This window comes from Phaeobacter sp. A36a-5a (assembly GCF_037911135.1).
GTDB lineage: Bacteria > Pseudomonadota > Alphaproteobacteria > Rhodobacterales > Rhodobacteraceae > Phaeobacter > Phaeobacter bryozoorum.
In genome coordinates, this window is sequence record NZ_JBBLYU010000001.1 from 455,372 (window position 1) to 475,961 (window position 20,590).

Sequence of the window (20,590 nt, forward strand, 5' to 3'; positions counted from 1 at the left end):
GCGCTGGAGGGCGGGGGCTGCGTGTTTCAGCCGGGCCGGAGCCGCTGAGGCTGCGATGCGCCGTTGACCCTGCGCCGGGGCTTGCATAGGAAGAACCCCGGATTTGCTGCCCCCATAGGGAAGAAACATGACCGACACCAAAGGCGCTCCGCGCTCGTTCCAAGAGATCATTCTGCGGCTTCAGACGTATTGGGCCTCCAAAGGCTGTGCCATTATGCAGCCCTACGACATGGAAGTCGGCGCGGGCACCTTTCACCCGGCGACCACGCTGCGCGCGCTGGGCAGCAAGGCCTGGGCGGCCGCCTATGTGCAGCCGTCGCGCCGTCCGACCGATGGCCGCTATGGTGAGAACCCGAACCGGTTGCAGCACTACTACCAGTATCAGGTGCTGATCAAACCCTCGCCGCCGAACCTGCAGGAGCTGTATCTGGGCAGCCTCGAGGCGATCGGCGTCGATATGGACATGCACGACATTCGTTTTGTCGAGGACGACTGGGAAAGCCCGACGCTCGGCGCTTGGGGCCTGGGCTGGGAGGTCTGGTGCGACGGCATGGAAGTCAGCCAATTCACCTATTTCCAGCAGGTCGGCGGCTACGATTGTCACCCGGTATCGGGCGAGCTGACCTATGGTCTGGAACGTCTGGCGATGTATATTCTGGGCGTCGATCACGTGATGGACATGCCGTTCAACGACCCGGACGCGCTGATCCCGCTGAGCTATGGCGATGTGTTCAAGCAGACCGAGGAAGAATACGCCCGCTGGAACTTTGACGTGGCCAATACCGAGGTGCTGCTGCGCCATTTCGAGGAGGCCGAGGCCGAATGCGCCGCGATCCTCGCGCAGGAGCATATCGACCCCAAGACCGGCAAACGCATCATCATGGCCCATCCGGCCTATGACCAGTGCATCAAGGCCAGCCATGTCTTTAACCTGCTCGATGCGCGCGGCGTCATTTCCGTCACCGAGCGGCAGGCCTATATCGGCCGGGTGCGCGCGCTGGCCAAGCAATGCGCCGATGCCTTTGTGCAGACCGAAGCCGGCGGTCACGCAGCGTAGTAACCCGAGGCTGATTGCCAATAGGAGTCCACGGTATGGGCAAGTTCCTTTCGCTGATCCTGATTTGCTCCGGCCTCGCGGCTGGGGCGGCGATGTATTACCTGCAGGTCTACGGCTTTTACGAGGATGTCGAGCTGCAGCCGGGCAAGGACGTGATGCTGACGCCGCTTGGTGGTGGCGCGGCGCTGCCGATCCGCTACAGTGGCTTTGAGGCGATCGACGCGGAGAGTTCTCCCATTCGCTATCGCGCCTGTTTCGCTACCGATCTGAAGCCCGAAGAGCTGGCGCAACTGTTTGTGCTGTCGGATCAGAAAGAGCCGCGCAATGCGCCGGGCTGGTTTGACTGTTTTGATGCCGAAGCTATTGGTCAGGCGCTGGCCGAGGGACGCGCCGAGAGCTTTTTGTCGGTCAAGAATATCTCTTACGGGGTGGACCGCATCGTAGCGATCACCGACGCAGGGCGCGGCTATGTCTGGCATGAGCTGAACGATTGCGGCCAGAAAGCCTATGACGGCACGGTTGTGGGCGAGGAATGCCCGCCCCGGCCAGAGGCGGTCGGAGGCGAATGATGCTTGCCTTTCTGAAGAGTACCGCCCCTCTGGGGCGGCGCAATAGCGCCACCCCGCGGGACGGCGCAGCCCTTCGTTCAGAAGCGGCTCCGTTCCGTCAACACGTATTTTCCGCGCCGCGCGCGGCCATCCGTAAGGACATCTGATGCCTGATCTTCTGATTGAACTGTTTTCCGAGGAAATTCCGGCCCGTATGCAGGCGCGTGCGGCGGAGGATCTGAAAAAGCGCGTGACCGATGGTCTGGTCGAAGCGGGGCTGACCTATGCCGGTGCCCATGCGCTATCGACGCCGCGCCGTCTGACGCTGGCGCTTGAGGGGCTGCTGGAGCACTCCCCGACAGTGCGCGAGGAGCGCAAGGGGCCGAAAGTGGGCGCGCCGGACAAGGCCATCGAAGGCTTCCTGCGCGGTGCGGGCCTCACACGCGAGCAGCTGGAAGAGCGCGACACCCCGAAGGGCGCAGTCTATTTTGCCCTGATCGAAAAGCCGGGGCGCCCGGCGGCAGAGATCATTGCAGAGGTGCTGGAAGACACCATCCGCAATTTCCCCTGGCCGAAGTCCATGCGCTGGGGATCGGGCGCCCTGCGCTGGGTGCGCCCGCTGCATTCGATCCTCTGTCTCCTGTCCAAGGAGGATGGCGCCGAGGTTGTGCCGCTGGAGATCGACGGGATTGCATCGGGCAAGACCACATTTGGCCACCGTTTCATGGCGCCGGATCAGATCACCGTATCCAGCTTTGACGATTATGCCGCCAAGCTGAAGCGGGCGCATGTGGTGCTGGATCCGGCCGAGCGGGAAGCGGCCATCTGGCAGGAGGCCACCAATCAGGCCTTTGCCAGCGGGTTGGAGGTTGTCGAGGACAAGGGTCTTCTGGCCGAGGTCGCTGGTCTGGTGGAATGGCCGGTGGTGCTGATGGGGGCCATCGACGATGAATTCCTGGCGCTGCCGCCGGAGGTCTTGCAGACCTCGATGAAGGAACATCAGAAGTTTTTCTCGGTGCGCAATCCGAAGACCGGGCGGATCGAGAAGTTCATCACCGTCGCCAACCGCGAGACCGCCGACAATGGCGCGACCATCCTGGCGGGCAACCAAAAAGTTCTGTCGGCACGGCTGGCGGATGCGAAGTTCTTCTGGGAGAATGATCTGCGCACGGTGACCGAGCAGGGGTTTGAGCCCTGGGTTGCGAAGCTGGGCAATGTGACCTTCCACAACAAGCTGGGCACGCAGGCGGCGCGGATTGACCGCATTGCCGCGCTGGCCCGCGAGATCGCGCCGGTTGTCGGCGCCGATGCCGATCTGGCAGAGCAGGCCGCACGGGTGGCAAAGGCCGATCTGAGTTCCGAAATGGTCTATGAGTTCCCGGAATTGCAGGGCCTGATGGGGCGCTACTACGCGGAGGCGGCTGGCCTGCCGCAAGAGGTGGCCAATGCCTGCGAGGCGCATTATTCGCCGCTTGGCCCGTCGGATGATGTGCCTTCCGAGCCGGTCTCGGTTGCCGTGGCGCTGGCCGATAAACTGGACACGCTGACCGGGTTCTGGGCGATTGATGAAAAACCCACCGGCTCCAAAGACCCCTTTGCCCTGCGCCGTGCCGCGCTGGGGGTGATCCGGCTGGTGCTGGACAATGATGTGCGGATGCGGCTGGACGGAGCAATTGATGCCCATCTGCTGCGCCATGAAATGGCCCAGAACGGTGGTGACCCGATTGCTACGGGGCTGATGCAGGACATGCTGAACGAGATCGCCGATCACGGTGTCTTTGGTTCTGCCGTGCGCACGGTGCTGGATGCCTTTGACGGGGATCTGCCCAAACATATCGAGCGGCTGAAGACGCAGCTGCCGGATGTGTCGCGTGACCTCCTCTCCTTCTTCCACGACCGTCTCAAGGTGTTCCTGCGTGATCAGGGCATCCGTCATGACGTGATCGACGCCTGCATCGCGATGGAGGCCAACGATGACCTCACGCTGCTGGTGAAACGCGCCCGTGCGCTGGAGGAGTTCATGGCCTCCGAGGATGGCGAGAACCTGTTGCAGGGCTTCAAACGGGCCAACAATATCCTGGCGCAGGCCGAGGAGAAGGATGGCGTAGAATATTCCTACGGCGCGGATAAGAAATTCGCCGAGGATGACAGCGAAGTGGCCCTGTTCGATGCGCTTGCGCAGAGCGAGGGGGCGATCTCTTCGGCCATCGAGGCCGAAGATTTCGCGGCTGCCATGGGCAGCATGGCCGCATTGCGCGCCCCGGTGGATGCGTTTTTTGAAGCGGTGCAGGTCAATTCCGACAATGAGGTGGTGCGCCGCAACCGCCTGAACTTGCTGAGCCAGATCCGCAAGGTCTGCGGGCAGGTCGCCGATCTGACCCGGATCGAGGGCTGAGCCCCCCGCAGGGCCGCGATCTGACCGCGCAGTCCGGGCAGTCCGGGCAGTCCGGGCAGGCAAAACAACGAGAAACCGGGGTGATCGCAGGGTCGTCCCGGTTTTCTCCTTTTGGTCCACGTGCTTTTCCTTGCGGGAATGGACGACAGGGCTATGCTGCATAGCAAAGGAAAGGCGCCGCAGTGCAGAAAAATGATCGAGACATGGCTCGTGCCCCACAGGATGAGACGCCGGATTTTGTGCTGATCACGCCGGTGGCGCCCATTGCCAATCACACCCATGGCGGGCGGGCGAAATGCCTGCAACGGCTGGTGCGGTTGGATCTGCCGGTGCCGCGCACCGTGGCGCTGTCGTTTCAGGCGGTGCACGGGATCGCCCAGGGCGAGATGCCCGATATGGCAGCGATTGTTGACGCCTTTCCGTCGGATGCGCTGCTCTGTGTGCGCCCGTCGTCACAGGATCCCGATTGGGGCGGCCCCGGTGCGATCCTCAATATCGGCATGAATGATGCGCGCTATGTCGACCTTTGCGACAGTCTTGGGCGCGACGGGGCGGCGGCCTTGTATCTGCGGTTTGTGCAGTCTTATGCGGTGCATGTGGCGCGGCTGGACCCGGATGTCTTTGACGATGTGGAGGACGGTGGGCCGGATGCGCTGAGCGAGGTTCTGCACGCCTATGAGGCGGAGACCGATGAGCCGTTTCCACAGGATCCGGCGGAGCAGCTGGCGGCGGTGTTGCGGTCGATGGCGCGGGCCTGGGAAGGCACCTCGGCCCGACTGTTGCGGCAGGCCAAGGGCGCGCCTGCGGATGCCGGGCTGGGTCTGGTGGTGCAGGAGATGGTGCCGGGCTTTGGTCAGGGCGAATGCGGTTCGGGTGTGTTGCAGCTGGTCAATACCAAGACTGGTGAGCCGCAGATCACCGGGCGGTACCTGAGCCAGAGCCAGGGGCGCGATGCGCTGGGGGCGGGGGCAGAGGCGCTGTATCTGGAGCGTGACCCGCGCGGGCCATCGCTGGAGGAATCGGCGCCCGAGGCCTTTGCCGATCTGAAATCCCATGCCCGGCTGATGCGACAGCGTCTGCGCGAAGAGATGCAGGTGGAATTCGTGATCGTGAGCGGCGCGGTGCATATCCTGGACGGGGTGCGGGTCACCCGGTCGGCACAGGCGGCGGTGCGGATCGCGGTGGCGCTGGCCGAGGATGGCATTATCCCGCGGCAGGAAGCGGTGATGCGGGTCGACGCGCATATTCTGACCGAGCTGCTGCACCGGCAGGTGGCGCCGGGGGCGACCCGTGATGTGATCGGAAAGGGCATTGCCGCCAGCCCCGGTGCCGCCACCGGGCGGCTGGTGTTTACCGCTGCGGAGGCGCAGGCCAGTGCGGCGCGCGGTGAGCCCTGCATTCTGGTGCGGCGCGAAACCTCGCCCGAGGATGTGCGGGGTATGCACGCGGCGGTCGGGGTGCTGACGGAGCGCGGCGGGATCACCAGCCATGCGGCGGTGATCGGTCGCGGCCTCGGGCTGCCATGTATCGTCGGGGCCTCTAACCTGAAGTTCCACAGTCGGCGCAAGCAGCTGGTGGCCCAGGGCGACCGGGTGTTCAGCCGTGGCGATATCATCACCATCGACGGCAGCAGTGGCGAGGTGCTGGCGGGCGAGCCGGAGATGCTGGAGGCGGCGGAGGACGGCGCCTTTCAGACCCTTCTCACCTGGGCCGATGAGGTGCGCGATATCGACATCCGCGCCAATGCCGACACGCCGGAGGATGCCGAGACCGCGCGCAAGTTCAACGCGCAGGGGATCGGCCTGTGCCGGACCGAGCATATGTTCTTTGATCCCGGCCGGTTGACGGTGATGCGGGAGATGATCTTTGCCGAGACCTCGGAGGGGCGGGCTGCGGTGCTGGCGCGGTTGCTGCCGATGCAGCGGGAGGATTTCTTTGCGCTGTTTCGCATCATGGAAGGGCTGCCGGTCTGTATTCGGCTGTTCGACCCGCCGCTGCATGAATTCCTGCCGACCTCCAAAACCGGGCAGCGGGAGCTTTCGGAAGCCTTGGGTATCCCGGTGAGCGATGTGACCCGCCGGGTCGAGGAGATGGAGGAATACAACCCCATGCTGGGCCTGCGCGGCGTGCGGCTGGGGGTGACGGTTCCGGAAATCTACGACATGCAGGCACGGGCGATTTTCGAGGCCACTCTGGATGCCTCCAAGGAGGGCGATCCGGTGGTGCCGGAGATCATGATCCCGCTGGTCTCGGCCAAACGTGAGGTGGAGCTGGTGAAGGCGCGCATTGATGCCGTCGCGCTCGCGGTGAAGGCCGAGCGTGGCGAGGATTTCACCTATCGTCTGGGGGTCATGGTGGAGACCCCGCGTGCGGCCCTGCGCGCGGGTGAGATTTCGCCGCATACCTCGTTCCTCAGCTTCGGGACCAACGACCTTACCCAGATGACCTATGGCATGTCGCGGGACGATGCGGGGCGGTTTATGTCGGCCTATGTCAATCAGGGCGTCTTTCCAGAGGATCCGTTCCACGTGCTGGATACAGACGGGGTCGGCGAGCTGCTGAAACTGGGGGTTCAGCGGGGCCGTGCAGAGAACCCGCAGATCACGCTGTCGATCTGTGGCGAGCATGGCGGCAACCCCGAATCGATTGCGTTCTGTCGCGAGGCCGGGTTCGATTACGTCTCCTGTTCCCCGTTTCGGGTGCCCGTTGCACGGCTTGCTGCGGCGCAATTGGCGATTTCCAGCCAAACCGGAGATTCACCACGAGAATCTGTAAAATCGTAAAGAAAACAAGGGGCTTTCGCAGGGGCAGCAGAAAGCAGCGGATTGGCGCTTAACCAAGGGGCAGCGGGGTGCGCTGTCCCGTCGCTGGACGTTTGGAGGGATTTCCACTAGGAGGTGCGATCGCGTGACGTTGGGATGGCCGTGCGCGATCTGTCTAGTGGGGATGCCCTTATGAAGATTCTGACTGTAGCTGCCGTGTTTGCTGCCGCCTTGGCAGCGGCCAAAGATGTATATGCGGATTCCGGTTTGGACGCGCTGTTCGAACGTGAGCAATCCACCCTGAACGCCGTGCCGACCGGGCGTTTGAACAATTTCTTCAACTTCAACCGCTCGGCCAAGAAGGCCAAGGCGACCGAAGTGAAATTCACCAAGGCATGGCTGGACACCATTCCGGCCGCCAAGGGGGGCGAGAATTTTGCCTGCCTCGCCGAAGCGCTGTATTTCGAGGCGCGCGGTGAAACCGTGAAGGGCCAGTTCGCCGTTGCCGAGGTGATTATGAACCGCGTGAAATCCTCGCAGTTCCCTGACAGCCTGTGCGGCGTGATCAACCAGGGGACCGGGCGCAAGTATCAGTGCCAGTTCACCTACACCTGCGACGGCCATAAGGAAGTGATCCGCGAGAAAACCGCGTTTGAGCGGGTCTCCAAAGTGGCCCGTCTGGTGATGGATGGGGCGATCACCGGGATCACCGATGGCGCGACCTATTACCATACCACAGCGGTGCGTCCGCGCTGGAGCAAGAGCTTCACCAAGACCGCGCGGATCGGCGTCCATCTCTTTTACCGCGATGATCGTTTTCGGACTGCGCTCAACAACTAAGGCGTGTCAGGGGGCGGGTGCTTGCCGTGGTTGAAACCCTGGCAGCGCCGTTTTCGGCCACTGGTATGGCGCATGAAGGCCTGTTATGCGGGCGCGGCATGTTTATGCTGGAACCTCACCGCCAGATAGCCAGTTCAGGGGCTCGACCGTCATGTCTTCAGAAATTCGTCTCGCATTTGCGCATCCTTCCGAACGGTCGGAGGCCACTGCAGCGCGCGGACCGCTGGATCGGATTTCGCTCAGGGATCACATCGTCGAGGTGGAAATCGGCGCCTTTCAGGCAGAACGCGGAACCACCCAGCGTATCTGCTTCAATGTGGTTGTCGAAGTTGCGCCGCTGCCTGCGGATCTGGATGATGATGTCGATCGCATCCTGTCGTATGACCGGGTGACAGAGGCGATTGCGCGTGAGCTGTCCGAAGAACGTCTGAACCTGCTGGAAACCCTGGCGGAGCGCGTGGCCGAGCGGATCCTGCTGGAACCGCAGGCCGTGCGGGCCTTTGTGCGGATTGAGAAACTGGATCGCGGGCCGGGGGCGCTGGGTGTGGAAATCGTGCGCGCCCGCAATCAGGTCGCGACCGGTGTCGACAGTGAAGAGCGCCCGCATCCGCGGCTGATGTATTTGTCCAACCGCGCCATCGACAGTGACCACCTGACCGGCTGGATCGACCAGATGCAGTGCCGTAAGCGTCCGTTGATCCTCTGTGTTGGGGCGCATGAGCTGGCCACACCGCAGACCGGTCACAAATGGACCCAGCGCCGGATTGATCTGCTGGCGATTGAACAGAACGCCTGGCGGCTCGCGGCAAAGGATGATCGCTGTGTCGTCGTTTCGACGAGAACGGAGCTGGACTGGGCCATGAAAAACGGGCAGATTTGCGTCTGGGCTCCGTCAAAAATCGTTTTGGATGCGGTAGATGGCCCTTCGGCGGCGCCCTCTGACGCGGTGGCGCTGGCTGCCTGGTTCGCCGCCACATTCGAGGCCGGCGAGATGATCGTGATTGGCGCCGCACTGCCTGGCAATCCGGGGGTGCCGCTGCGCGCCGTGGATGTGGAGCAGACCCAACTGTGAGTTATTACCGACCGCTGGTACAACACGGGGACAATCGCCCCGAGGGGGCGTTGTCGCTGATCAGTGGCGGGCTCTGGTTTACCCAGGTGGAAGTGCTGGAGCGCGGCGCGCCACCGCGGCTGATGCCTGCCGGTCTGCTGCCCGAGGATGTGCGCCACCGGCTGACGGCGCGGCGGGCAACGATTGCCGGGCTGGATATGACGCAGCCGCAGATCATGGGCATCCTGAATGTGACCCCTGACAGTTTCTCGGATGGCGGGCAGCATGATGAGGTCAGCGCCGCCTGCGCGGCGGCTTTGCAGATGGTTGCCGATGGGGCAAGCATCATCGACGTTGGCGGAGAATCCACCCGCCCCGGTGCCGCGCTGGTCCCCGAAGATGAGGAGATCCGCCGCACCGCTCCGGTGATTGAAGCGATCCGCGCCCGTTCGCAGGTGCCGATCTCCATTGATACGCGCAAGGCGGTCGTTCTGGCCGAGGCGCTGGATGCCGGAGCGAGCCTGACCAACGACGTGTCGGGATTTACCTTTGATCCGGCTCTGGCACCCTTGACTGCGCAGGCCGGGGTTCCTGCTTGTATCATGCACGCCCAGGGCGACCCGGCGACGATGCAGGACGATCCGACCTATGAGAACGTCCTGCTGGATGTCTATGATTTCCTGAAGGGGCAGATCGACAGGCTGGAAGATATCGGGGTGGTGCGGGAACAGATCGTGGTTGATCCGGGCATCGGGTTTGGCAAGACGCTGGACCACAATCTGACCCTGTTGCGCAATCTCAGCCTGTTCCATGGGTTGGGGTGTCCAATCCTGCTGGGGGTGTCGCGCAAGGGCTTTATCGGCAAGCTGGGCCATGAGCCGGATGCTGCCGCCCGCGCGCCGGGCTCTATCGCGGTAGGGCTTGCAGCCCTGGCCCAAGGCGTGCAATTCCTGCGGGTGCATGATGTTGCCGAGACGGCGCAGGCGGTTCGCCTGTGGCAGGCCGTCCGATAAGACCCGACCGAAAGGGCTGATATGCGCAAGTTTTTTGGCACGGATGGCGTGCGTGGCACGGCCAATATCCATCCTATGACAGCGGACATGGCGCTGCGCATTGGCGCGGCTGTCGGCCGGTATTTCCGCCGCGACGCCTCAGGGGTGCACCGTGTGGTGATTGGCAAGGACACCCGCCTGTCGGGCTACATGTTCGAAAGCGCACTGACCGCGGGGCTGACGTCGACCGGTATGAATGTGCTGCTGCTTGGCCCGGTGCCGACACCGGCGGTGGGGCTGATGACGCGCTCGATGCGCGCCGATCTTGGCGTGATGATCTCGGCCAGCCACAATCCGGCGGCGGATAATGGGATCAAGTTCTTTGGACCGGATGGTTTCAAACTGTCCGATACCGTCGAAATGGAACTGGAAGCTCTGATCGAGGCCGGTGTCGAACCCGCGCAGGCGCAGAATATCGGGCGTGCGAAACGGATTGATGACGCGCGGTTCCGCTACGGTGAGCGGGTCAAAAGCTCGCTGCCCCGCGATATCCGGCTGGACGGGCTGAAGGTGGTGATTGATTGCGCCAATGGGGCTGCCCACCGGGCTGCGCCGGAAATCCTGTGGGAGCTGGGCGCCGATGTGATACCGGTGGGTGTTTCACCCGATGGCACCAATATCAACCGCGATTGTGGCTCTACTCATCCGGGGACCGCGGCGGAGACCGTTGTGGCCCATGGCGCCCATGTGGGGATCTGTCTTGACGGGGATGCCGACCGGGTGATCCTGATCGACGAGACCGGAAAAGTGGCGGATGGCGATCAGCTGATGGCGCTGCTGGCGACCCGCTGGGCCGAGGATGACCTGCTGTCCGGCAAGGCTCTGGTGGCGACGGTGATGTCCAATCTGGGGCTTGAGCGGCACCTCGAAGCGCGCGGGATCGGGCTTGAGCGGACGGCAGTTGGTGATCGTTATGTCGTGGAACGGATGCGCGAAGGCGGCTTCAACCTCGGCGGCGAGCAGTCCGGCCATATTGTCATGTCAGATTACGCGACCACCGGCGACGGGCTGATGGCAGGGCTGCATTTTCTTGCGGAGATGATCCGCTCCGACAGCCCGGCGTCGCAGCTGGCGCAGCAGTTCACCCCGGTGCCGCAGCTGCTGAAGAATGTCCGATTTGCCGCCGGGCAGACACCGCTGGAAACAGATCAGGTGCAGAGCGCGATCCAGATCGCCGAAGCCTCTCTTGCGCGGCAGGGACGTCTGCTGATCCGCAAGTCAGGCACCGAACCGCTGGTTAGGGTCATGGCCGAATGCGAAGATGCTGCCGTGCTGAGAGAGGCAGTGAATAGCGTGGTTGCTGCGGTTGAGGCGGCTGTGGCTGAATAGTCCGGTCGTCGGATATGCCCTGTGACAGGGCATGTGACATTACAGGGCTTGTGACAGGCCGATGGACAGCTGAGATGGACCCGCTACCCGTGACCGGGTGGCGGGTTTTGCTTTGTCTCAGGGTCGCAGCTTGCGCGGGGAGCCAAACAATCGCCGCAACGCACCGAACTGGCTGATGCCCAGACCGCCGAGGATCAGGGTCATCGCCAGCAGCATGGAGGGCGGAAGTTCCTCGCCCAGAAATATGGCCCCCAGAACCACCGCCCAGACCGGAACCTGATAGTTGGTCAGTGTCATGAAGGTGGGGCCTGCTTCACGAACGACAATGACCCGCAGCAGATTGGCAGCGGCGGTGGGGATCAGGCCCAGAACCGCTGCAATGCCCAGGGTTTGCATGTCCGGGATCACCGGTGGTCCCTCCAGCAGCCAGGCCGCAGGCAGGGTCACGGCAGAACCGATGATGAGCAGGATGGCGGCCAGCCCCAGCGGATCCACTGGCGGCAGGCGCCGGGTCAGGATGGAGCTGACCGAATAGCAGGCGGCGGCGGACAGGCAGGCGGCCCGGCCATAGCCCTCCAATGCGGCGCCGGTGCTCTGAAACGCCTTGCTGCCGATAAGGACCGCGACCCCGACAAAGCCGATGGAAAACCCGATCAGGCGGCGCAGGGTCATCTGCTCTCCCGGCACAAAGACATGCGCCAAGGGCAGCACCATCAGCGGAATCGCCGCCATGCTGACGCCGGTAAATCCGGAGGAGACATGCTGCTGGCCCCATGAAATCAGCATGAAGGGCAGCGCGGTGCTGAGGACGCCGATGATCACCAGCGATGGCCAGTTGGTCTCATCCTTGAACAGCCTGAACCCGCGCAGACCCCAGATCGCGGTCAGCAGCAAAGCTGCAAACCCGATGCGACTGGCCGCGAGCCAGAACGGCGTCGTGCCCGTCAGGGCCAGCTTGATCAGCAGGAATGTCCCACCCCAGACAAAGCCCAGGGTGGCGATCATCAGCCAGTAGCGCGGGGCGATATCGGGCATCGCGATCTCCCTTTGTGGTGTCGCGCGACAAGACCCCGACGGAGTGGCCGGGTCAATCGCAATTGCTTTGTCCGCTATCGAACGATTTGCGGTTCAGGCCATGCGCGGGCGGCGGCTGCGGCTGAGGAGCAGGCCGCCGAGGATCAGCGCCAGCGCGGCAAACAGCTGCGGTGGCAGGGTTTCCCCCAGCAGCGCCGCACCAAAGATCACCGACCAGACCGGCACCTGATAGTTCACGGTGGACAGGAAGGCCGGGCCTGCGCTGCGGGCGACCTGCACCAGCAGCACTTGGGCGAGCGCGGTGGGCAAGAGGCCAAGGTAGATCACGGCGCGCAGTGGCAGGGGGGCGGGCAGCTCTGGCAGCCCTTCGGCCCAAAGCGCGGCCGGCACCATCATTGTGGCTCCGCACAGGAGGGTTGCTGCCGAGAGCGAGAGCATATTCACCTGTGGGCAGAGCCGGGTGATGATCGCACCGATGGCATAACAGAGCGAGGCCCCAAGGCAGGCGAGGCGGGCCAGCGATTCATAATCCGTTCCGGCAGAGCGGAGGGCGTCGACCCCGATCAGCACCACCACACCGGCAAAGCCGATCAGGAAGCTGATGCTGCGGCGCAGGGTCATATGTTCGCCCGGCACCAGAAAATGCGCCAGCGGCAGCACAAACAGCGGCACCACCGCCATGCAGACCCCGGCAAAGCCGCTGGCCACAAAAGTCTGCCCCCAGCTAAGCAGGGTGAAGGGCAGCGCATTGGTAAAGAGCCCCATGCCAGCCGCGCAGGCCCAGATGATGCGGCCGTCGCGGTTGCGCAGGGTGGGCAGGCCGATTCCCATGGCGTAGACAGCCGCCAGCAGACAGGCTGCACCGATGGAGATCCTGAGCGCGGCAATGGTCAGCGGCGCAAAGCCCCTGAGCGCCAGTGATACCGCCATGAAGGAGGCGCCCCAGATCACACCTAGGAACAACAGCTTGGCCCAATTGGCGGCACCGGGGGAGTCTGGCATCGGATCACCTCAGTGAAATAAATGAAAAAGGGCGCCCCAAACAGGAGCGCCCCGGAGAGCTAGGGTGTGCGAGCAGTCTCGCGGGCGCCTTAGTTCTTCTCTTTGTCGACCATCTTGCCTGCGGAAATCCACGGCATCATGTCGCGCAGCTTGCCGCCGACCACTTCGATCTGGTGCTCGTCGTTGGCACGACGCGACGCTTTGATGGTGGGCTGGCCCACAGCGTTTTCCAGCATGAAGTCGCGCACGAATTTGCCCTGCTGGATGTCTGTCAGCACGTCCTTCATGGCTTTTTTGGTCTGCTCGTAGGGCAGGATGCGCGGGCCGGTGACATACTGGCCGTACTCTGCGGTGTTGGAGATCGAGTAATCCATGTTGGCAATGCCGCCTTCATAGATCAGGTCAACGATCAGCTTGGTTTCGTGCAGGCACTCGAAATAGGCCATCTCGGGTGCGTAACCGGCTTCGACCAGAGTTTCGAACCCGCAACGGATCAGCTCGACGATACCGCCGCAGAGAACCGCCTGCTCGCCGAACAGGTCGGTTTCGCATTCTTCGCGGAAGTTGGTCTCGATGATGCCGGAGCGGCCGCCACCAATGGCGGAGCAATAGGACAGGCCGATTTCCAGCGCTTTGCCGGTGGCGTCGGTGTCAACAGCCACCAGGCAGGGCACGCCGCCGCCTTTGGTGTATTCACCGCGCACGGTGTGGCCGGGGCCTTTGGGGGCCATCATGATGACGTCGACGCCTTCTTTCGGCTCGATCAGGCCGAAGTGCACGTTCAGGCCGTGGGCAAACGCGATCGCGGCACCCGGACGGATGTTGTCGTGGACGTATTTCTTGTAGGTTTCTGCCTGCAGTTCGTCGGGCATGGTGAACATGATCACGTCACACCAGGCCGCCGCTTCTGCGATACCCATCACCTGCAGGCCTTCGCCTTCGGCTTTCTTCGCGGAGGGGGAGCCTTCGCGCAGGGCGACGACAAGGTTCTTGGCGCCGCTGTCGCGCAGGTTCAGCGCGTGGGCGTGGCCCTGAGAGCCATAGCCCAGGATGGCCACTTTCTTGTCCTTGATCAGGTTAACGTCGCAATCGCGGTCATAGTATACACGCATGATCATCGTCCTTTTGGTTCGTGTTTGGATGCAGCATAGGCATGTTTTCAATAAAGGAGAGGCGTATCTGGCGCGAAAATCTGCAAATTATTGCAATGGTCATTCGTGTACTATGCAATTATGATGAAAATCATGCTTGATGACTTGGACCGACGCATACTTCGCCATCTTCAGGCGGATCCAGAACAATCGCTGCCTGATCTGGGGGATCGCCTTGGCCTCACCGCCTCGCGCCTGTCGCGGCGGCTGGAGAAGCTGCGCGAGACCGGCGTGATCCTTGGGCAGCGGGCGGTGATCGACTGGCGTGCGCTTGGCTATGAGGTGGAGGTTTCGCTGCGGATCACGCTGGACAAGACCAATCCCCGCGCCTTTGATGAATTCATCCCCGCCGCGCGTGAGATCCCGGAGGTGCTGGAAATCCAGACCTTCCTCGGCCAGGTCGATGTACGGCTCTCGGTGATTGCGCGGGACATGGCACATTATCAGGGGATTTACCGCAGCCAGATCCTGATCCTGCCGCATATCACCGACATCGAGGCGCTGATGCATGTGGCACGCATCAAATCGGACGAGGCGCTGCCGATATGATGGCTCTGGATGACATCGACCACGCGCTGCTGCGCGCATTGGGACGGGATGCCACGCAATCGGCCGGCGCCTTGGGGCGCGAACTGGGGCTGAGCCAGCCCGCAACCTGGCGCCGCATCCGCCGCCTGCAGGAGACGGGGATCATCCGGGGCCGCAAGCTGGATCTTGATGCCGGCAAGCTGGGCTTTGGTGTGACGGTCTTTCTGGGGCTCAAACTGGCCACCAAGGGGCGCGTCTCGCTTGAGGATTTCGAACGTGCGGTGACTGCCATCCCGGAGGTGCAGACGGTCGAACATGTGCTGGGCATGTATGACTATCGCCTGCGGGTGACGGCGCGCGACATTGCTGATTTTGAACGCGTGCTGCGCCGCCGGATCATGACCCTGCCCGGGGTGGGCAATGTGGATGCCAATGTGCTGCTGAGCGAAGAGCGCCGACCCGGCCCGCTCGGCTAGACGCCGCCGTCGCCCGGATGCGACAGCCCTGTCATCTTTCCCCAAATACTCTCGCCGAAGGCACCGGTCCCCGCAGGGGGGCGGATCCTTATTTTACCCCAAGCCCCATCTGCATCAGGGTCTTGCGTACGGGGGCCATGGAATAGAGCGCATTCAGGCCAAACGCGCGTAAATCGCGCAGCGGGCGAGGCGACAGCATCGAGGTCCGGTTCAATAGGTCGATCCCCTTCACCCGCATCAGAATGTCGCCATGGCGGGCCTTGTGATAGCTCTCGAGCATCCTGGCGTCGCCCAGGGCCTCGGGCCGGGTCTGTGCCAGATCCAGCAGCACCCGCAGATCTCCCAGCGACATATTCAGGCCCTGGGCGCCGATTGGTGGCACCACATGGGCGGCTTCGGCCATCAGGGCAAGGCGTTCGCCCGACATGCGGGCGGCAGACTGGCTGATGATCGGCCAGATGCTGCGGCGGGAGGCCAGCCGCAGTTCTCCCAGCACACCGCAGCTGCGCCGGTTCATCTCGATTTCGAACGGGGCCTGATCCATCCGCTGCAATGCCTCGGCTCTTGGGCCGCGTTCCATCCAGACAATCGCAGAGGAGGGCCGACCGTCGTGATCGGGCAGCGGCACCAGAGTGAAGGGGCCGCCGGAGCGGTGAATTTCGGTCGAGACATTCTGATGGGGCAGGTCGTGGGTCACGGCGAAGGCCAGCGCCTTCTGTCCGTAACGGGTGGTCCGCACAGGGATGCCCGCTGCCCGCCGCATCGGGCTGTCGCGCCCGTCACAGGCGAGCACAAGACGGGCCGTGACCCGGGTGCCATCGCTCAGGGTGACCTGGGCGGAGTCCGTGCGCGTGAACAGGCCGGTGGTGCCCAGACCCGCACGGAAATCCACCGTCTCCAGATCGTCCAGACGCGCCAAAAGTTCCCGCCGCAGGAGCCAGTTGGGCAGGTTCCAGCCAAAGGGCTGATCGGAGATATCGGCGGATTTGAAATCCTTGGTGACACGGGCCACCGGCTCTGCCCCGCCAGCGTCGATGATCCGCATGATGTCCAGCGGCGCGGCGTGGGCGTCGAGCCGGGTCCAGATCCCGGCGTCCTGCAACAGCGCCTTTGCCGGTTGCAGTATTGCGGTGGTTCGCAGATCGGCACCGGCCTCGTCGCGCAGTGTTACGGGCGCGGTCGGGTCGACGCAGATCACCCGGAACCCGGCGGCGCCAAAGGTTGCGGCGGCGGTGAGCCCGGCGATACCGCCACCCGAAATCAGAATGTCACAGCTGTCAGTCATCAGACCTGCCTTTCATCACTGGTCCTGAGATAGGCCGCTGGCAGCTGGAATGACAAGCGACATACTGTCCTTATGCCGGGCCTTTTTCGGGGTTCAATTGGCGCCGCGCCCCTAGCCACGGGTGATCATCACCAAGACGACAAACATGATGCCGGTCTTGGCGACCGCAGGGAGGAACAGCGCGGGCAGGCCCCAGATCGCAACAGCGAGGCCCCAGAGCAGAACATAAAGGAGGATAGCCAGAAGCGCCTTTGTGGCGCCACTGTTATGGCTGTCGGCAGGCACGGGAGCCGCCGCCGGGGCTGCGGTCACAGTGGTGCGGTGCTGGCTGTGGTCGAACGTCAGGTCATTCATCGGGCGGGCATCCTTGGCTGTGGCGGAGTGCGCAGCCTGATGGCGGAAGGGCCGGGCCTGCGCGGAAAAGATACCTGCCATATAGAGGTTAGCAGCCCCGGAAAAAGTCGGGTGCGGCTGCGCGCCACGGGGGTGCGACAGGATGCGCAGGCCGGGGGCCAGCTTACGCTGTCCGCAGGCGGCTACAGCAACCCGAGAAACCCGGTCAGATCATCCGTGTGGTGGTGAATATGCGCGCCGGTCGCCGCGGTTGGTGCCACATGCACCGTACGCATCCCCAGATCATGCGGCGCCTGCAGATTGCGCGGATCGTCCTCGAACATCGCAGCCTTTGTCGGGTCGATCTTTGCCTTGGCAAAGATGATGTCAAAGGCCTGACGTTCGGGTTTGGGGCGGTAATTGGCATGTTCAACCCCGTAGATCTCGTCAAAGCAGCCCTCAAGACCCCGCGCCGCCAGCACCCGCTCGGCATAGGGGGCGGTGCCATTGGTATAGATGATCCGCTTGCCCGGCAGATCCCGGATCCGTTCGGCCAGCAGGCTGTCCGGCTCCAGATGATCGAAATTGATGTCGTGGACCTCGATCAGGAACGGGTCCGGGTCCAGATCGTGATGGGCCATCAGCCCGGCAAGGGTGGTGCCATGTTCGCGCCAGTAGTCATCTCGCAGCTTATTGGCCATCTGCTGGTCGACGCCAAGCGCGGTCATGACGTAGTCCGTCATCTTGACCTCGATCTGATCGAACAGCCGGGCGGAGGGGTGATAGAGGGTGTTGTCGAGATCGAACACCCAATGGCGGACGTGAGAAAAAGATTGCGATACCATGGCCTGTGACCTAGGTCGCCCGCCGCATGATTGCAACTGTCGCCATGCGCCGGTGCACTACATCGTCGTGGCGTCTTCGGGTCGATCCGAGGGGCTGATTTTAACTGCGTGGTCGGGGCGGGGTTGATTGCACGGCGGCCGGACCTGTAGACATCGGGGGTCAACAACCCAAGGATCGACATGAACCTGACCCGCAGCACCAGCCAGACCGACGCTTACGCGCTGATCCTTGAAGCCATTGATGTCGGGGTTTACCGGCCCGGAGACCGTCTGGTCGAGAGCGACCTTGCCGAACGGTTCGGTGTCTCGCGCACGCCCATCCGCGAGGCGTTGCAGCGGCTGGAGACCCAATCGCTGCTGGAGCGCGATGGCCGGTCGCTGATTGTTGCCTCGCTGGATCACAACCAGATGGCGGAGCTATATGTGGTGCGGCGCGAACTGGAAGGGCTGGCGGCCAGCCTTGCGGCGCGGCACGCTACCGAGGAGGAGGTCCGGGTACTGCAGGAGATGGTCGCCTCTGACGATGCCTTTGTAGACAATCCGACGGAGCTTGCGAAGGCCAACCGCCGGTTTCACGAGCAGATCCATCTGGCGTCACATAACCGGTATCTGGTGCAGCAGCTGAACCTGGTCCACCGCACGATGGCGCTGATGGCGACCACCTCGCTGGCGGCGGAGGGGCGGGGCCGGATTGCGCAGGCCGAACATAAGACCATCGTGAACGCGATCGAGCGTCGCGATGAAGAGGCGGCGGGGCGGGCGCTGAAGGACCATATTTCTGTCGCCTTCATGACCCGGCTGAAACAGGACGCGGGCGATCGCAGCAAGGGCTAGGTGCCACCGGTCGGGAGCCTCGGGGCGAGCGGCTTGCGAGCCTTCGCGGGTTGGCCGTGCGCGGTCTTGTCCCAGAAGAACGGTTTGAAAATCAGCTCGTAGAGCGCCTTGTATACGGCAATCACACCCAGCGGAAAATAGAGCATCATGCTGGGCGCCCAGAGCGCCAGCGATCGCCGACCGCTGGCAAAGGCCGCCGTAACGGCGATGATGATGCCAAGGAGTTCAAAGAAAACCAGGGCGGCAGCGGCCAGATAGGGCGCGCCTGCGGGCAGCAGCGGGGCGCTGGGATGGCCAAGGCCGAGGGTGATCAGCCAGAAGGTCCAGAGGCAGGGCGCCAGCAGGAACTGGCCAACGGTGCCGAGGAAGAAGGCCTGAAGGCCGAGGAACTGGCGCCAGCCCAATTGCCGCGCCAGTACGGCGGGGCGGCGCATATGCACCAGATAGGTGACCATGAACCCCTTCAGCCAGCGCGAGCGTTGCTTGATCCAGGGCCATGCGCGGCAGTTGGCCTCCTCATAGGTGGTGGTGGGCAGCATTTCCGTGCGATAGCCAAGGCGGCTGAGGCGGACGCCAAGATCGGCATCCTCGGTCACGTTATGGGCGTCCCAGCCGCCCAGCTGTTCCAGAACGTTACGGCGGATAAACAGCGTGGTGCCACCCAGCGGAACCACCAGCCCAAGGCGGGCGATGCCCGGCAGTACGATGCGGAACCAGCTGGCGTATTCGAGGGTGAAACAGCGCGAGATCCAGTTCTGATCCGGGTTGTAGTAGTCGAGCGCGCCTTGCAGGCAGGCCAGATCGTTATCGCCCTGCGCAAAGGCACGTGCGACCTGTTCCAACTGGTCGGGATCCGGGGCATCTTCGGCATCCCAAACACCGATAATTTCCCCCCGGCAGTAGTTCAGCGCGTAGTTCATCGCCCGTGGCTTGGTGGTCAGGCCGCCGTGGGCGGGTACTTCGATCACGCGGAACCAATCGGGTAAATCGGCGCAATGGATGGCGTTGCGGGTGACCTCGTCGTCTTCTTCGAGGACCAGAAGCACTTCGAGCAGGCTGCGCGGGTAGGTGAGTTTGCACAGGCGTCGCAGGAGGGCGCGGCCGATTTCGGCCTCTTTGTAGAGCGGGACAAGGATCGACATGCGCGGCAGGCGCCGTCCCGTGGCCGCCAGCTGTAGAGGGCCTGCGCTGGGCGGCTGCTTTGGTAGAGGCTGCGTGCTCTCGTGCAGACGTCGCCGCCGCCGGTCCTGCAAATGGGATACGAAACCTGCACATTTCAGCAGAATGAACAGCAAGAGCGTAAAGAGCGCCAACCCGCAGAGTAGGGTGAAAACCAGCCTTGGCCGGGTCGCGGTCAGGCCAAGGCCGGCGAGTCCCGTCAGCAGCGGCAGGCCTAGCCAGTTCGGCTGGCGCAAAGTGCGGCAGCTATAGCGCAGCGGTACAGAGGCGCTGGCGTCGCGGGCAAGATCCTCGCGGAAATGACTGCTGAGCAGTTCGGTGATCTGCGCTTCGCTTGCGATCACCGGTCGCACATCGCCAAAGCTTTCTGCAAGGTCGCGCTGCACCTCGGCAAAGGCGGCTGGATGCGCTATCGCGACGATCACGGTCTGCCCCAGTTGCATGTATGGCAGCGCACAGCGACGCAGCCAGAACCGGGCGGGTTTGCGCGCGAGCAGACGCGCCTGGGGGCGATGACCGCCCAGATCAACCCGTGGCATCCCGTGCTGGGACGACAGCGCATCCAGAACCTGCTCCTGACTGGCCCACCCTTCGGAAACAAGGATCTGATCAATCGGAGCGCGCTGATGCTGACGCAGAACCAGCGCCCGCATCAGGTGATCCTTGCTGACGGCGTGATCTTCCACCAGCCGCCGTTCAAAGGAGGTCTGGCGTTCGCGCCGAATGAGGGGTCGTGCCGCCTCTAGGAATTTGAGGTTGTGTTCAACCATGACAGCACAGTTTATGCGGTCATGGATTCGAGCAAGAGGTTTTTACAGGGGCGCATTTATCAAGCCCTTGTTTTCCATGGCAAAAGCTTGCCATGGAGCCGTGTTTTTTGCGTAGGCT

At 63.2% G+C, this 20,590-nt stretch carries 18 protein-coding genes; 11 read left to right on the top strand and 7 right to left on the bottom strand.

Features of this window, described 5'->3' with window-relative positions:
• The first annotated feature begins 127 nt into the window (after positions 1 to 127).
• From WLQ66_RS02100 to glmM, 8 genes are all read left to right on the top strand, one after another.
• Complete coding sequence (locus WLQ66_RS02100; RefSeq protein ID WP_340544678.1) at positions 128 to 1,057, top strand: glycine--tRNA ligase subunit alpha; 930 nt, start codon at positions 128 to 130, stop codon at positions 1,055 to 1,057.
• Between the two features lie 35 nt (positions 1,058 to 1,092).
• A complete protein-coding gene (locus tag WLQ66_RS02105) occupies positions 1,093 to 1,626 on the top strand; it encodes a DUF6446 family protein (RefSeq protein WP_340544679.1) in 534 nt (177 codons plus the stop codon).
• A 145-nt stretch (positions 1,627 to 1,771) separates the two neighbouring features.
• Positions 1,772 to 4,000: a glycine--tRNA ligase subunit beta gene (gene glyS / locus WLQ66_RS02110; RefSeq protein WP_340544680.1), complete on the top strand. Its 2,229-nt coding sequence runs from the start codon at positions 1,772 to 1,774 to the stop codon at positions 3,998 to 4,000.
• Between the two features lie 203 nt (positions 4,001 to 4,203).
• Positions 4,204 to 6,783, top strand: coding sequence for a putative PEP-binding protein (locus tag WLQ66_RS02115; RefSeq protein ID WP_340544681.1), 2,580 nt, complete (start codon positions 4,204 to 4,206; stop codon positions 6,781 to 6,783).
• Between the two features lie 135 nt (positions 6,784 to 6,918).
• On the top strand, positions 6,919 to 7,602 hold the full coding sequence (locus tag WLQ66_RS02120) for a cell wall hydrolase (protein ID WP_340546285.1): 684 nt from the start codon (positions 6,919 to 6,921) through the stop codon (positions 7,600 to 7,602).
• Between the two features lie 151 nt (positions 7,603 to 7,753).
• On the top strand, positions 7,754 to 8,674 hold the full coding sequence (locus WLQ66_RS02125; protein ID WP_340544682.1) for a dihydroneopterin aldolase: 921 nt from the start codon (positions 7,754 to 7,756) through the stop codon (positions 8,672 to 8,674).
• Positions 8,671 to 9,666: a dihydropteroate synthase gene (folP, locus tag WLQ66_RS02130; protein WP_340544684.1), complete on the top strand. Its 996-nt coding sequence runs from the start codon at positions 8,671 to 8,673 to the stop codon at positions 9,664 to 9,666. The genes WLQ66_RS02125 and folP overlap by 4 nt, the downstream gene beginning before the upstream one ends.
• Before the next feature lie 21 nt (positions 9,667 to 9,687).
• Positions 9,688 to 11,034: a phosphoglucosamine mutase gene (glmM, locus tag WLQ66_RS02135; protein ID WP_340544685.1), complete on the top strand. Its 1,347-nt coding sequence runs from the start codon at positions 9,688 to 9,690 to the stop codon at positions 11,032 to 11,034.
• A 117-nt stretch (positions 11,035 to 11,151) separates the two neighbouring features.
• Here glmM and WLQ66_RS02140 read toward each other — a convergent pair whose 3' ends face one another.
• The 3 genes from WLQ66_RS02140 to ilvC all read right to left on the bottom strand — a co-directional run bounded on the left by WLQ66_RS02140 (position 11,152) and on the right by ilvC (position 14,183).
• The gene (locus WLQ66_RS02140) at positions 11,152 to 12,069 is read right to left on the bottom strand and encodes a DMT family transporter (protein ID WP_340544686.1); all 918 of its coding nucleotides are present in this window, start codon (positions 12,067 to 12,069) and stop codon (positions 11,152 to 11,154) included.
• A gap of 93 nt (positions 12,070 to 12,162) precedes the next feature.
• Positions 12,163 to 13,071: a DMT family transporter gene (locus tag WLQ66_RS02145; protein WP_340544687.1), complete on the bottom strand. Its 909-nt coding sequence runs from the start codon at positions 13,069 to 13,071 to the stop codon at positions 12,163 to 12,165.
• Between the two features lie 89 nt (positions 13,072 to 13,160).
• Entirely contained in the window at positions 13,161 to 14,183 is a 1,023-nt protein-coding gene (ilvC, locus tag WLQ66_RS02150) for a ketol-acid reductoisomerase (RefSeq protein WP_340544688.1), read from the bottom strand.
• Between the two features lie 132 nt (positions 14,184 to 14,315).
• Between ilvC and WLQ66_RS02155 the strand changes: the two genes are divergently transcribed.
• Both WLQ66_RS02155 and WLQ66_RS02160 read left to right on the top strand, forming a co-directional pair.
• Complete coding sequence (locus WLQ66_RS02155; protein ID WP_340544689.1) at positions 14,316 to 14,771, top strand: Lrp/AsnC family transcriptional regulator; 456 nt, start codon at positions 14,316 to 14,318, stop codon at positions 14,769 to 14,771.
• Positions 14,768 to 15,226 carry an Lrp/AsnC family transcriptional regulator gene (locus WLQ66_RS02160; RefSeq protein WP_340544690.1) on the top strand — a complete coding sequence of 153 codons (459 nt, stop codon included), beginning with the start codon at positions 14,768 to 14,770 and terminating at the stop codon, positions 15,224 to 15,226. The genes WLQ66_RS02155 and WLQ66_RS02160 overlap by 4 nt, the downstream gene beginning before the upstream one ends.
• 88 nt (positions 15,227 to 15,314) lie before the next feature.
• Here WLQ66_RS02160 and WLQ66_RS02165 read toward each other — a convergent pair whose 3' ends face one another.
• The 3 genes from WLQ66_RS02165 to WLQ66_RS02175 form a co-directional block, all read right to left on the bottom strand.
• The gene (locus WLQ66_RS02165; RefSeq protein WP_340544692.1) at positions 15,315 to 16,511 is read right to left on the bottom strand and encodes a UbiH/UbiF family hydroxylase; all 1,197 of its coding nucleotides are present in this window, start codon (positions 16,509 to 16,511) and stop codon (positions 15,315 to 15,317) included.
• A gap of 111 nt (positions 16,512 to 16,622) precedes the next feature.
• Complete coding sequence (locus tag WLQ66_RS02170; protein WP_340544693.1) at positions 16,623 to 16,865, bottom strand: hypothetical protein; 243 nt, start codon at positions 16,863 to 16,865, stop codon at positions 16,623 to 16,625.
• A 182-nt stretch (positions 16,866 to 17,047) separates the two neighbouring features.
• Complete coding sequence (locus WLQ66_RS02175; RefSeq protein ID WP_340544694.1) at positions 17,048 to 17,689, bottom strand: pyrimidine 5'-nucleotidase; 642 nt, start codon at positions 17,687 to 17,689, stop codon at positions 17,048 to 17,050.
• 180 nt (positions 17,690 to 17,869) lie between these two features.
• On the opposite strand from WLQ66_RS02175, the gene WLQ66_RS02180 reads away from it, so the two are divergent.
• The gene (locus WLQ66_RS02180; protein ID WP_340544695.1) at positions 17,870 to 18,523 is read left to right on the top strand and encodes a GntR family transcriptional regulator; all 654 of its coding nucleotides are present in this window, start codon (positions 17,870 to 17,872) and stop codon (positions 18,521 to 18,523) included.
• Here the strand turns inward: WLQ66_RS02180 and WLQ66_RS02185 are convergent.
• Complete coding sequence (locus WLQ66_RS02185; RefSeq protein WP_340544696.1) at positions 18,520 to 20,472, bottom strand: glycosyltransferase; 1,953 nt, start codon at positions 20,470 to 20,472, stop codon at positions 18,520 to 18,522. The genes WLQ66_RS02180 and WLQ66_RS02185 overlap by 4 nt on opposite strands.
• Between the last annotated feature and the right edge of the window lie 118 nt (positions 20,473 to 20,590).